Origin of the sequence: Streptomyces flavalbus (assembly GCF_042674625.1) — a bacterium.
GTDB classification, from domain to species: domain Bacteria; phylum Actinomycetota; class Actinomycetes; order Streptomycetales; family Streptomycetaceae; genus Streptomyces; species Streptomyces flavalbus.
The window spans coordinates 5,236,521-5,250,134 of sequence record NZ_JBHTEB010000001.1; the positions used below are offsets into that span (position 1 = coordinate 5,236,521).

At 72.9% G+C, this 13,614-nt stretch carries 8 protein-coding genes; 5 read left to right on the forward strand and 3 right to left on the reverse strand.

The window, feature by feature from the left end; genetic code table 11:
• Positions 1–60 precede the first annotated feature (60 nt).
• From ACFQZ6_RS23675 to moeZ, 3 genes are all read left to right on the forward strand, one after another.
• Positions 61–1,119 carry an NAD-dependent epimerase/dehydratase family protein gene (locus ACFQZ6_RS23675; protein ID WP_381612224.1) on the forward strand — a complete coding sequence of 353 codons (1,059 nt, stop codon included), beginning with the start codon at positions 61–63 and terminating at the stop codon, positions 1,117–1,119.
• On the forward strand, positions 1,107–1,844 hold the full coding sequence (locus tag ACFQZ6_RS23680; RefSeq protein ID WP_381612225.1) for a spherulation-specific family 4 protein: 738 nt from the start codon (positions 1,107–1,109) through the stop codon (positions 1,842–1,844). The genes ACFQZ6_RS23675 and ACFQZ6_RS23680 overlap by 13 nt, the downstream gene beginning before the upstream one ends.
• A 63-nt stretch (positions 1,845–1,907) precedes the next feature.
• Positions 1,908–3,086 carry an adenylyltransferase/sulfurtransferase MoeZ gene (moeZ, locus tag ACFQZ6_RS23685; protein WP_210927760.1) on the forward strand — a complete coding sequence of 393 codons (1,179 nt, stop codon included), beginning with the start codon at positions 1,908–1,910 and terminating at the stop codon, positions 3,084–3,086.
• Positions 3,087–3,181: 95 nt separating this feature from the next.
• On the opposite strand, the gene ACFQZ6_RS23690 is transcribed toward moeZ, so the two are convergent.
• The 3 genes from ACFQZ6_RS23690 to ACFQZ6_RS23700 all read right to left on the reverse strand — a co-directional run bounded on the left by ACFQZ6_RS23690 (position 3,182) and on the right by ACFQZ6_RS23700 (position 9,241).
• Entirely contained in the window at positions 3,182–4,711 is a 1,530-nt protein-coding gene (locus ACFQZ6_RS23690) for an alpha/beta hydrolase (RefSeq protein ID WP_381612227.1), read from the reverse strand.
• Between the two features lie 137 nt (positions 4,712–4,848).
• Positions 4,849–6,396, reverse strand: a complete 1,548-nt coding sequence (locus tag ACFQZ6_RS23695) for an alpha/beta hydrolase (protein ID WP_381612229.1) — start codon at positions 6,394–6,396, stop codon at positions 4,849–4,851.
• Positions 6,397–6,496: 100 nt separating this feature from the next.
• Entirely contained in the window at positions 6,497–9,241 is a 2,745-nt protein-coding gene (locus tag ACFQZ6_RS23700; RefSeq protein ID WP_381612231.1) for a lysylphosphatidylglycerol synthase transmembrane domain-containing protein, read from the reverse strand.
• A 185-nt stretch (positions 9,242–9,426) separates the two neighbouring features.
• Here ACFQZ6_RS23700 and ACFQZ6_RS23705 point away from each other — a divergent pair, with 185 nt between their 5' ends.
• Positions 9,427–9,813, forward strand: coding sequence for an MGMT family protein (locus ACFQZ6_RS23705; RefSeq protein WP_381612233.1), 387 nt, complete (start codon positions 9,427–9,429; stop codon positions 9,811–9,813).
• 257 nt (positions 9,814–10,070) lie between these two features.
• Positions 10,071–13,505 (forward strand): ATP-dependent helicase, encoded by a 3,435-nt coding sequence (locus ACFQZ6_RS23710; protein WP_381612234.1) that lies wholly within the window; start codon positions 10,071–10,073, stop codon positions 13,503–13,505.
• Positions 13,506–13,614: the final 109 nt, after the last annotated feature.

Below are 13,614 nucleotides of genomic sequence, written 5' to 3' on the forward strand. Positions count from 1 at the left end.
CCGCCAACCCCCCACTCCCACCACCCACGCACGAACCCTCCTCACCCCGGGAGCCGCACGATGAGAGTCCTGCTGATCGGCCCCAACGGCTACCTCGGCCGCTTCGTGGCAGACCGCCTCCTCGCCGACCCGGCCGTCCAGCTCACCGCCCTGGGCCGCGGCGACGACGCCGACGTCCGCTTCGACCTGGCCTCCGGCAGCCCCGGCGCGCTCACCCGCTTCCTCGACGCCGTCCACCCCGGCGTCGTCATCAACTGCGCGGGCACCACCCGCGGCGGCGCCCGCGACCTCACCCGCCACAACACCGTCGCCGTGGCCACCGTCTGCGAGGCCCTCCGCCGCAGCCGCTGCGGCGCCCGCCTCGTACAGATCGGCTGCGCCGCCGAGTACGGCCCCAGCCAGCCCGGCTCCTCCACGGCCGAGGACGCCGTCCCCCGCCCCGGCGGCCCGTACGGCGTCAGCAAGCTCGCCGCCACCGAACTGGTCCTCGGCTCCGGCCTGGACGCCGTGGTCCTGCGCGTCTTCTCACCCGCGGGCCCCGGCACCCCCGCGGGCTCCCCCCTGGGCCGCCTCGCCGAGGCCATGCGCCGCGCCATGCAGACCGGCGACGGCGAACTCAAGCTCGGCGGACTCGGCGTCCAGCGCGACTTCATCGACGTCCGCGACGTGGCCCGCGCCGTACACGCGGCCTCGCTCTCCGCCGCCCAGGGCGTCATCAACATCGGCTCCGGCCGCGCGGTCCGCCTGCGCGACGCCGCCGCCATCCTCGCCCGGGTGGCCGGATACGGCGGCGCCCTCCACGAACTGGACGGCCCGCCCCCGTTGAGGTCCCCCCTGGCCCACAGCCTCGGCCACCCAACCACCGGCGGACCCCACTCCGCGGCCCTGGCCCACACGGTCGGCCACCCCCGCCACGACCCGGACCACCCCACGCACCCCACGCACCCCACGGCCCCGCCACCGCCCCTCCCCCCGGCCGCGTACCCGTACCCCGACGGCTGCGGCAGTTGGCAGCAGGCAGACGTCCGCACCGCCCGCGACCGGCTCGGCTGGCGCCCCCGGATCAACCTCGAAGAGTCCCTGGCCGACATCTGGATGGAGGCCGCATGTCGCATCTGACCAGCCCGAAGTCCACCACCGCCGGACGCGTCACCGGCACCGGGGTAGGCGTCCCCGGCTACGCGCACCCCTTGCTGGCCCCCAGGGAGTGGGCCGACCTGGCCCGCCCGGGAGCCCCCCTGCACTGGGTCGTCCTGAACGTCGCCAACGGCCCCGGCACCCGCCTCGACCCGGCCTGCCTCCAGGCAACGACCCGCCTGCGCACAGCGGGAGTCCGCGTACTCGGCCACCTGCCCCCTACCCGCACCCCCCTCTCCACCCGCTCCACCGCCTCCCCCTACCTCGACTGGTACGACGTGGACGGCTTCTACCTCGACCACTGCCCCACCGACCGCGCCACGCTCCCGGAGATCCGCCGCACGATCACCGCGCTCCGCGCCCTGCGTGACGATGCCCACATCGTCCTCGGCCACGACAGCCACCCGCACCCCGGCTACGCCGACCTCGCCGACCAGCTCGTCACCTACCGCGGCCCCTGGAGCGACTACCGCTGGTCGCAGGTGGCGGAGTGGACCGCCGACCACCCGCCCGAGCGCTTCTGCCACTTCGTGCACGGAGTGCCCCGCGGCCACCTCGAAGAAGCCCTGCGCCTCGCGCGCTGGCAGGGCGCCGCGACGATCTACTTCACCGACCGCGTCCCCCGCACCGGCACCAGCCCCTGGGAGACGGTGCCCGGCTACTGGGACGAATTCGTCTCGCGGGTCGGGACAGGTGTCTCGGAATGAAAAAGGCCATGGCAGTGTTACAGGCAGAACAACCGTAGTGATTGACCGACCAACGGAGTCCCCGTGTCGCTGCCACCCCTGGTCGAGCCCGCTTCCGAGCTCACCGTAGACGAGGTCCGCAGGTACTCCCGCCACCTGATCATCCCCGACGTGGGGATGGACGGGCAGAAGCGGCTGAAGAACGCCAAGGTGCTCTGTGTGGGCGCCGGCGGCCTGGGCTCGCCGGCGCTGATGTACCTCGCCGCCGCGGGCGTCGGCACCCTCGGCATCGTGGAGTTCGACGAGGTCGACGAGTCGAACCTGCAGCGCCAGATCATCCACAGCCAGGCGGACATCGGCCGCTCCAAGGCCGAGTCGGCCCGCGACAGCGTGCTCGGCATCAACCCGTACGTCAACGTCGTCCTTCACGAGGAGCGGCTCGAAGCCGACAACGTGATGGACATCTTCAGCCAGTACGACCTGATCGTCGACGGCACCGACAACTTCGCGACCCGCTACCTCGTCAACGACGCGTGCGTGCTGCTGAACAAGCCGTACGTGTGGGGGTCGATCTACCGCTTCGACGGCCAGGCGTCCGTCTTCTGGTCCGAGCACGGCCCCTGCTACCGCTGCCTCTACCCGGAGCCCCCGCCCCCCGGCATGGTCCCCTCCTGCGCCGAGGGCGGCGTCCTGGGCGTGCTGTGCGCGTCCATCGGCTCCATCCAGGTCACCGAGGCCATCAAGGTCCTGACCGGCACGGGCGAGCCGCTGGTCGGCCGACTGATGATCTACGACGCCCTGGAGATGCAGTACCGCCAGGTCAAGGTCCGCAAGGACCCGAACTGCGCGGTCTGCGGCGAGAACCCGACCGTCACGGAACTCATCGACTACGAGGCCTTCTGCGGCGTCGTGTCCGAGGAGGCCCAGGCGGCGGCGGCCGACTCCACGATCACTCCCAAGCAGCTCAAGGAGTGGATCGACGACGGTGAGAACATCGACATCATCGATGTCCGCGAGGTCAATGAGTACGAGATCGTCTCCATCCCGGGCGCCCGTCTGATCCCGAAGAACGAGTTCCTGATGGGCACCGCTCTGGAGGGTCTCTCGCAGGACAAGAAGATCGTCTTGCACTGCAAGACGGGTGTCCGCAGTGCGGAAGTCCTCGCGGTCCTGAAGTCCGCGGGCTTCTCGGACGCCGTCCACGTCGGCGGCGGTGTCATCGGCTGGGTCAACCAGATCGAGCCGGACAAGCCGGTCTACTGACCGAACAAGCCGGTCTACTGAACCGACTTCACACCAGCCCGAACAGCGGGAGCGAGGGCTCGGGGCGTCACAGGCGCTCTGAGCCCCCGCCGCCGTCAGGAACAGACCTTGCCGTCCTCCGGCACCGCGCCCTTGAGCAGATACGCGTCCACCGTCGAGTCGACACAGTTGCTGCCACTGCCGTACGCGCCGTGCCCCTCGCCCTTCCAGGTGAGGACCACACCCACGCCGTCGCCCAGCTCGTCCGCCATCGTGCGGGCGCCCTCGTAGGGCGTCGCCGGGTCGCCGGTGTTGCCGACGACGAGGATCGGCGCCGCGCCGGACGCGCTCACCTCCGGGGTGTCGTACTGCCCGGCCACCGGCCACTGGTGGCACCACCCGGCCGTGTCCCAGCCCAGGAACGCCCCGAACACCGGCGAGATCCGCTCGAACTCGGGCAGCAGCGCCTTCGCCTCGGCGGGCGTCGGCCGCTGCTTGTCGTCCAGGCACGATATGACCCGTTGCGAGTGGGTCGTCGTGCCGTAGTGCCCGGACGGATCACGGTCGTTGTAGCCGTCGGCGAGCGCCAGCAGCCCGGAGCCGTCGCCCCGCTCGGCCGCGTCGAGGGCGCTGGTCAGGGTGGGCCAGCTCGTCTTGCTGTACAGCGGCAGGACGATGCCGGTGACGGCGAGGGTCTGCGTCAGCTCACGCCCCGACGAGGTCGACAGCGGCTCGGCGTCGATCCGTTCCAGCAGGTCGGCGATCTCCCGCGTGCCCTGCTCGGGGTCCTTCCCCCTGGACTCCAGGTAGTCCTCCAGGGCGCGCTGGAAGCCCGTGGTCTGGTTCCTGGCGTGGCCCACGCTGTCGGCGGCCGGGTTGACGACCGCGTCCAGGATCATCCGCCCCACCTTGTCGGGGAAGAGGTGGGCGTACACACCGCCCAGCTCGGTGCCGTAGGAGATGCCGAAGTAGTGCATCTCGTCGTCGCCGAGGGCCTGGCGCATCAGGTCCATGTCCCGGGCCGTGTCCGTGGTGGACACATGCCTCAGCAGCTTCCCGGCGTCCCGCGCGCAGCCCTTGCCGAAGTCGGCGGCGTCCTGGAGGTAGGCGCGCTCCTCGGCCGGGGTGTCCGGGGTGACGTCGATCGCCTCGGCGGCCTGGATCTCCTTGTCGTCCCGGCAGCGGATGCCCCCGCTGGCGCCCACGCCACGGGGGTCCCAGCTCACCAGGTCGTAGCGCTCGTGCAGTTCGGAGACCGTGCTGGCGTACGCGGGCAGGGTCGAGACGCCCGACCCGCCGGGCCCGCCGAAGTTGAACAGCAGGGAGCCGATGCGGTCGTCGCCCGTGGCCTTGGCGCGGATCAGGGCCAGCTCGATCGTCTCGCCCCGCGGCTTGGACCAGTCGAGGGGTGCCTTGAGCGTGGCGCACTGCCAGTCGCCGCCGGGCGCCGGGCTGTCGTCGGTGCCCTCGCACCGCTCCCAGTCCAGGTCCTCGACGACCGGCGCGGAGGCGCTCCCGGAGGCGGCCGACCGGTCACTGGGCGTGGGCCCGTCCCCTGTCGAGTCGTCGTCACCGCCGCCGCTGCACCCCGTCCCCAGCAGCACCGCGGCAACGCCGAGCGCCGCGCACCGTACAAACCGCGCCATGTCGCACATCCCCCCTCACAGGCCGTCCGCTTCCGCGCCGCGGACCGCAGTCAGGCCATGCTATGCGCAACGTCGTGATCTCGCTGGAGCCTGTGGATAACCCTCTGACCAGCGACTTTACCCCTCATCTTGAGGTGTCACGAGCAAACGGTCCCCGCCGCGGGCACCTTGCCGTCCAGCAGATAACCGTCCACCGCACCCCGCACGCACGTGTTCCCGCTGTCGTACGCGCCGTGCCCCTGCCCCTTGTACGTCAGCTCGACCCCGACGCCCTCACCCAGCGCGTCCACCATCTTCCGCGCCCCCTCGTACGGCGTCGCCGGGTCGCCGGTGTTGCCGACCACGAGGATCGGCGCCGCCCCGGACGCGCTGACGTCGGGATGGTCGGCGGCGCCCTTCACGGGCCAGTCGGTGCAGCTCAGCATGGACCACGCCAGGAAGTCACCGAACAGCGGTGAGGCGGCCCGGAACTCGGGCAGCCGCTGCCGCACCTGTTCCTCGGTGTACCGGGGCCGGTCGTCGGCGCAGTTGATGGAGACGTTGGCCGGGACCAGGTTGCTGTACTCACCGTTCTCGCCGCGGCCGTTCAGCGAGTCCGACAGCAGCATCAGGATCTGGCCGTCCCCGTCGTACGCCTGTTGCAGACCGTCGGTGAGGTACTGCCAGAAGTCCTGCGAGTACAGCGCCTGTGCGATGCCGTTGGTCGCGGCGGTCTGGGTCAGCCGACGGGTGAGGACGCCGGGGATCGGGTGGGCGTCGAGGTCCTTGAGGAGCTTGGCGACGCGGTCCTTCACGTCCTGCGCGCTGTCCCCGATCGGGCAGTCCTCCTCCTTCGACGCGCAGTCCTCGGCGAAGTTGTCGAGCGCCTGCTGGAAGCCCTTGGCCTGGCCGAGGGAGCCCTGTTCGGGGCTCTGCGTCGGGTCGACGACGGCGTCGAACACGGCGCGGCCCACGCGCTTGGGGAACAGGTGGGCGTAGACGCCGCCGAGTTCGGTGCCGTAGGAGATGCCGAAGTAGTGCAGCTTGTCGTCGCCGAGGACCTGGCGCATCAGGTCCATGTCGCGGGCGGCGTCGGTGGTGGCCACGTGCGGCAGCATCCGCTCCGAGCGGTCCTCGCAGGCGTCGTTGAAGTCCTTGATCCCGTCGAGGAGTTCGCGGCGTTCGGCGGCGTCGTCGGGGGTGGAGTCCAACTGGAAGTAGACGTCGAGCCGCCGGTCGCTCTCGCACCACACGGGGGCGCTGCGGCCGACCCCGCGCGGGTCGAAGCTGACCAGGTCGTAGCGGGTGCGCAGGGTCTCGTACTCCTCGCCGAAGGCGGGCAGCGTGGTGACACCGGAGCCGCCGGGGCCGCCGAAGTTGAAGACGAGGGAGCCGATGCGCTCGCCCTCCTTGCCGCTGGTCCTGGCCCGGATCAGGGCGAGGTCGATGGTGTCGCCCTCGGGGTCGTCCCAGTCGAGGGGCGCCTTCATGGTGGCGCACTGCCAGGCGGCACCGCCCGGCAGCGGCGACGGGCTGGCGCCGCCGCCCTGTGCCTGGTCCGGGGCCGGGCAGTCCTCCCACGCGAGTTCCTGGGCCGACAGGTCCTCGTCCCCGGAGTCGTCACCGCCGCACCCCGCCAGCACGGAGGCCAGCAGCACGGCGGTGGCGGTCAGGGCGGCGGCGCGCGGGCGGGACGGGTTCGGCATACACCCATCCTGCGACCGCACCGGACCACCCGCGCGGGGCACGGGCCGTACGAGGTACACACACTCGCGGGCTGTACGGGGCACACACGCGCTCGCGTGGCTAGAGGGCGCCCTTGCGGGTGAGGTGGTTGAACGCCAGCCAGCCCGGCAGCACGGGCAGCCACAGCGTGAGCAGGCGGAACAGCAGGACGGCCGGGGCGGCGACCTCGCTGGGCAGGCCGACGGCGATGAGGCCGACGGTCAGGGTCGCCTCGACCGCGCCGACACCGCCCGGCGTCGGCGCGGCGGAACCGAGCGCGTTACCGGCGAGGAAGACGACCGCGACGCTGGCGATGCTGATCGAGGAGTTCTCGTCGCCGAAGGCCCGGATGGAGGCGTCCAGGCACATCACGAAGCAGGCGGTGAGCAGCAACATCCCGCCGATGCCGGTGACGAGCTTCTGCGGGCGCTGGAGGACGTCGAGCATCCGCGGCACCACTCCGGCGAAGAGCGACCGCACGCGCGTGATGACGAACTTCCGCAGGAACGGCACCGAGGTCACCACGAGCACCAGCACCGCCACCGTCAGCAGCCCGGCGATGACCGTCCGGGACGGCGACAGCGACGGCGTCTTCTCGGTGCCGGTCAGATAGCCGAAGGACAGCAGCATCAGGACGTGCGCGCCGAGCCCGAACAACTGGGAGGCGCCGACGCTGGCCACCGCGAGGCCGGGCCGCACGCCCGAGCGCTGGAGGAAGCGCGTGTTGAGCGCGACGCCGCCCACCGCGGCCGGAGCGACGATCTTCACGAACGACCCGGCGACCTGCGCCAGCACCGTCCTCGGGAAGGGCACCCGCTCGGGCACGAACCCCAGCAGGGCCATCGCCGCGGCGAGGTAGCTCAGCGCGGAGAACAGCACCGCCGCCGCGACCCAGCCCCACTCGGCCTCGGCGAAGAGGGTGCCGAACTCGATGTGCGTGAGCTGCGACAGCAGGAAGTAGGCGCCGATGGCACCCGCGATGAAGCTGATCAGGGTGCGCGGGCGGATCCGCTCAAGACGGGCCGGTTCCACCGGCGCCTGCGGGCGGATGCGCAGCACCTCGTGGCGGATCTGGGTGAGCAGGTCGTCCTCGCGGGCCTCTTCCAGGGCTTCCTCGACGGCCCGCTTCTCCGCCCTGGCCTGTGCGCGTTCGGCCTTCTTGCCGGGCTTCTCCAGGACGACGGTGCTGCCGTGACCGGCGGCGTCGGGGCGGGTCTGCCGGTCCTGCCGGGACGCCTCCAGCACCGCCTCACGCTCGCGTTCCGCGCGCTCCCGGGCCAGCCTGCGCAGGGTCGCGCGCGTGGAGCGCGTCAGCGCGATGGGCTGGAGCATGGGCAGGCAGTCGGCGACGGCGTCGGGCCCGAGTACGGCGACGGCGGAGGCCACGGCACGCTCGGCGCCCACCCGCAGCGCCAGCGTGGTCATCAGTTGGGCGACGTCCATCCGCAGCAGGAGGTCACCGGCCGCGATCTCGCCGCCGCGCAGGTCGGTGAGGACCACCGTGCCGGAACGATCCACCAGAACCGCGTCACCCGCGAGCCTGCGGTGCGCGATGCGCCGGGACTGCAACGCCCGCACCTGGTCCCAGGTGTGCCGCAGCAACTCGTCGGTGATCTCGTCCTCCGCCAGCGAGTCCAGCGTGCGCCCGCCGCTGTGCTCGTAGACGAGCATCACGGCGTCGGGGCCGAGTTCGGAGGTGGCGATCAGCTTGGGCGCGTTGGCGCCCGCGGCGATGGCGGCGTAGGCGAGCAGGGCCTCCTGCTCCAGGGCCTGGCGCAGCGACTGGAGGCTGCGGCGGGTGGCGAAGCCGCGCAGGGTGAGGTTGCGCCAGACCCGGTAGAAGAAGCCCTGCGCCTGCTGCTCGCGGTCGACGACCGTGACGTCCAGCGGCGGGCCGTCCTCCAGGGTGACGAAGTAGCGCCGCCCGCGGTCGCCGTCGGCGGCGTCCATGGTGTCGTCGCGGGAGGCGCTCACGGGGCGGAAGCCGACCGTCCGCAGGCCCGCCATGAGGGTGCGGCCGGTGGGGCGGACGTTCGGGGAGCCGACGGCGTACAGCGTGCCGTAGGCGACGCTCCAGCCGATCAGGACGGTCAGGATGATCGAGAACGGCGTCGTGTAGCCGGTGACGAGCATCGAGAACGCGTCCAGCGTCAGCACGATCCACAGCACCGCGCGCCAGCGTGGTCTGCGGGACATGCCGACGGCCGTCATATAGGCGATGACGGGCGCCAGATAGCCGTGCACCGGGTCGGTCAGGGCGGTGATGTCGCCGGGGGAGGGCTGGGTCAGCGCTTCCTGGATGGAGTCGGGGGCGGCCTTGGCCACCCACAGGTCCGTGGCGAGCGTCACTCCGTGGGCGAGTACGGCCGCCAGGACGCCGTCGGCGATCCGCAGCCCGTCGCGTTTGATCAGCCGCTCGATCGCGAAGGCGACGGGGACGAGGAGGATCGCGATGCTGGACGCCAGTCCCGCGATCTTGATCAGGAGGTCGGGCGCCTGGCCGGTGCCCTTGTTGATGTCCTGTTCCAGGCCCGAGGTGGTGCCGTGCGCGAAGGCGGCGATGGCGAGCAGTACGGCGATGGCGAGCACGCCCACCAGCAGCCGCATCAGGTCGGAGGGACGGTGCACGCGCGCGGGGAGCAGCGGTTCGTCGCCCTCCACGGCGTCGGTGGGGGCGTCGTCGCCGCGCGGGTCGTCGTTCATCGCGGTCGCGTCCGCGAAGGGGGTCGTCGCCCCGCCCGTCCGGTCAGGGTCCGCGGTGTCCGGGCGCGCCGAAGCATCAGAGGTGCCCTCCGCGTCGTCGGGGTGCACACCCTGCTGCTTCATCGTCTCTTCTTGATCTCGTATCACCAGTCACCGCCCGCACGATGGTGGCATGTTCCACCGACACACGGGGGCATCAGGGTGCGAACACGGGGCGCACAGTCTGCCCGAAGCGCTGCTCCCGGGCGAGGCGCACGCACGGTGGCGGGGCCGTCACATTGTCGGTGGGGTCGGGCAGGATGGGGTGAATGAGCGAGCAGAGCCTTCCCGAGGACGCCCGCCCGGAGTACGCCGACGCGCTGCCGGAGTACGCGGAGCGGGTCCTCGACCTGACCGAGCGGATCCCGGCCGGGCGTGTCATGACGTACGGGGACGTCGCCGAGTACCTGGAGGAGGGCGGCCCCCGTCAGGTCGGCCGCGTGATGTCCCTCTACGGGGGCGCGGTCCCCTGGTGGCGGGTCGTCCGCGCGGACGGCGTGCTGCTCGCCGGTCATGAGCTCCAGGCGCTGGACGCCTACCGCGCGGAGGGCACTCCGCTGAAGGGCGCCGGGCGGGCGGCCGAGGGCCACCTGCCACGCGTCGACGTCAGACGCGCGCGGTGGGACGGCGGCGAAAGCGCGAAGGCTCACACCTGACAGCTTCCGCCATCGGCCCGGCCCGTGGGGTACACGTGATCCGTACGGGGGAAACAGGGCACGTCCGTGACATGACGTACGTTCGAGGGACAAGGGACACGCGGGGTGTGAGAGCCCGGTGGGAAGAAGCGGAAGCCCTGCTTCCGTGCCATTCGTCGGCGTAGCGTCGGCTGCGCGCGTCCCCCTCATCCCGCGGCCACCGTCCGCCACGCACGGCGGTCGCCCCACCAGCACACCCACCAGGACCGGCGAACCACGTGAGCTTCCCTTCCTCCACCAGTCGCCTGCCGCACCACGAGGCGCGGCAGGGGAGCCGTGGCGCTTACCGACTGGTACGTACCCCGCCGGACCGACCCGATCCCCCTCGTCTGGACGCCGCACAGCGCGCCGTGGTTGACCACGGCGCCGGTCCGCTGCTCGTCCTCGCCGGTCCCGGCACCGGGAAGACCACCACCCTCGTGGAGTCCGTGGCGGCCCGCATCGCGCGCGGCGCCCACCCCGAGCGGATCCTCGTGCTCACCTTCAGCCGCAAGGCCGCCGTCGACCTGCGCGACCGCATGGCACTGCGCATCGGGGCCGCCCGCGCGCCCCGCGCGACCACCTTCCACTCCTTCTCGTACGCCCTGGTCCGCGCCCACCAGGACAGCGGCCTGTTCGTCGAACCGCTACGGCTGCTGTCCGGCCCCGAGCAGGACGTCACCGTGCGCGAGCTGCTCGCGGGCCAGCCCGACCTGGAGCGGCTGGGCCTCACCCACGTGCGCTGGCCGGACGAGCTGCGCGCCTGCCTGACCACACGCGGCTTCGCCGACGAGGTCCGCGCCGTCCTCGCCCGCAGCCGTGAGCTGGGCCTCGGCCCGGACGCCCTGGAGGCCTTCGCCCGCCGCATCGGCCGCCCCGACTGGCGGGCCGCCGCCGCCTTCCTCGCCGAGTACCTCGACGTGCTCGACCTCCAGGGCGTCATCGACTACGCCGAACTGGTCCACCGCGCGGTGCTCCTCGCCCGCCGCCCCGCCGTCGCCGAACGGCTGGCCGCGCAGTACGACGCCGTGTACGTCGACGAGTACCAGGACACCGACCCCGCGCAGGTACGGCTGCTCGACGCCCTCGCGGGCGGTGGCCGCACCCTCGTCGCCTTCGGCGACCCCGACCAGTCGATCTACGCCTTCCGCGGCGCCGACGTGAACGGCATCCTCGACTTCCCGCACGCCTTCCCGCGCGGGGACGGCCGCCCGGCGCCCGTCGAGGTGCTGCGCACCTCCCGCCGCTCCGGCGCCGCCCTGCTCGCCACTACCCGGCTGCTGACCCAGCGGATGCCGCTGCCCCGCCTGCCCGCCGAGCAGGCACGCGCGCACCGCGACCTCGCCCCCGCGCGGGACGGTGGCCGCGTCGAGGTCTTCACCTACCCGACGGCGGGCACCGAGCAGGACAACGTCGCCGACATCCTCCGCCGGGCCCACCTGGAGGACGGCGTCCCGTGGGGCGAGATGGCCGTCCTGGTGCGCGCCGGGTCCCGCACCATTCCCACCCTCCGCCGCGCCCTCACCTCCGCGGGCGTCCCCCTGGACATCGACGGCGACGACCTGCCCCTGCGCCACGAGCCCGCGGTGGCCCCCCTGCTGACGGCCCTACGCGCGGTCGCCACGGCGGAGGCGGGACGGGGCGGGGGAGACGGGCGCCCGGGAGTCGGGGACGGGCGCGCGGGCGGCGATGTGGGCGCCGGGCACGGCTCGGAACCGGGCGGTGACGCGAGCGCTGGCGATGGGCGCCCGGAAGGTGACGTGAGCGCTGGCGGCGGCTCCGAACCGGACGGAGGCACCACCTGGCTCGACACCGAGACCGCCCTCACCCTGCTCACCTCCCCCCTCGCCGGGATGGACACCGCCGACCTGCGCCGTCTGGGACGCGCCCTGCGGGAGGAGGAGCGCGCCGCGGGCAACCCCGTACCGCCGCCCTCCGACAACCTGCTCGCGCGGGCGCTCGCGGAGCCCGAGCGCCTGGTCGCGCACGACCCGGCGTACGCGCGCGGCGCCCAACGCCTCGGCGCGCTGCTGCGCAAGGCCCGGGAGCGCCTCGCGGGCGGCGGCACCGCCGAGGAGGCGCTGTGGGACCTCTGGGACGGCACCCCGTGGCCCGCGCGCCTGGAGCGGGCCGCCCGGCGCGGCGGCGCGGCCGGACGCAACGCCGACCGCGACCTGGACGCCGTATGCGCGCTGTTCGCGACGGCCGCCCGCGCGGAGGAGCGCACCGGCGGCCGGGGCGCCCTGAACTTCCTGGCGGAGATCGACGCCGAGGACATCGCCGCCGACACCCTCACGCGCCGCGCGGTACGCCCCGACGCCGTCCGTCTGATGACCGCGCACCGTGCCAAGGGCCTCCAGTGGCGCCTGGTCGTCGTCGCGGGCGTCCAGGAGGGCCTGTGGCCCGACCTGCGCCGCCGCGGCTCCCTCCTGGAGGCCGACCGCATAGGCCGCGACGGGCTCGCTGAGCCGCTCACCCCGGGCGCCCTGCTCGCGGAGGAGCGCCGCCTGTTCTACGTGGCCGCCACGCGCGCGCGTGAGCGGCTCGTCGTCACCGCCGTGAAGGCGCCCGCCGACGACGGCGACCAGCCCTCCCGCTTCCTGACCGAACTCGGCGTCGAACCGAAGGACGTCACCGGCCGCCCGCGCCGCCCGCTGTCCGTCGCCGCGCTCGTCGCGGAGCTGCGGGCCACCACCGTCGACCCGCGCGTGTCGGCCGCCCTGCGCCAGGCCGCGGCCCAGCGGCTGGCCCGGCTCGCCGCGCTCACCGACGAGGACGGCCGCCCGCTGGTGCCGTCCGCGCACCCCTACCGCTGGTGGGGCATGTTCGAGCCGACCGAGAGCAAGGTGCCGCTGCGCGACCGCGACCAGCCCGTCACGCTCTCCGGCAGCGCCCTCGACCAGCTCGCCAACACCTGCGCCCTCCAGTGGTTCCTCAGCCGCGAGGTGAAGGCGGACACCCCGGCGACCGCCGCGCAGGGCTTCGGCAACGTCGTGCACGTCCTCGCCGACGAGGTCGCCTCCGGGCACACCCCGGCCGACCTCGACGTGCTGATGGAGCGGCTGGACTCGGTGTGGAACGCGCTCGCCTTCGACGCGCCGTGGAAGTCCGCCCAGGAGAAGGAGCACGCGCGCGTGGCGCTCGAACGCTTCCTGAAGTGGCACGTCATGGACCGCACCGGACGCACCCCGGTGGCCAGCGAGCACCACTTCGACGTCACCCTGGAGGCGGGGGAGTACGAGGTGCGCATCCGCGGCTCCATGGACCGTGTCGAGACCGACGCCGAGGGCCGCGCCTACGTCGTCGACTTCAAGACCGGCAAACAGGCGCCCAGCGCCGCCGAGGTGGCCCGCCACCCCCAGCTTGCCGTCTACCAGCTCGCCGTCCGCGAGGGCGCCGTCGACGACGTCTTCGACGGGGCGCGCCCCGAGCCGGGCGGCGCCGAACTCGTCCAGCTACGGCAGGGCGCCGCGAAACGGGACGGCGGCGAGACCCTGCCGAAGGTGCAGGCGCAGGAGCCCCTGGAGGGGGAGTGGGTCGGTGAGCTGCTGGCCACCGCCGCCGGGAAGGTGCTCGACGAGCGCTTCACGCCGAGCACCGGCCAGCACTGCACGCACTGCGCCTTCCGCGCCTCGTGCGGCGCCCGCCCGGAAGGCCGTCACGTGGTGGAGTGAGGGTCACTCCGTGAACGTCCGTTGTGACAGGTCGCACCCCATGCGCTGACCTGCGCTTCTTCCGCCACTGATGGCCTCAGACGACGATCGTGGCCTCCGCTGTCAGTGC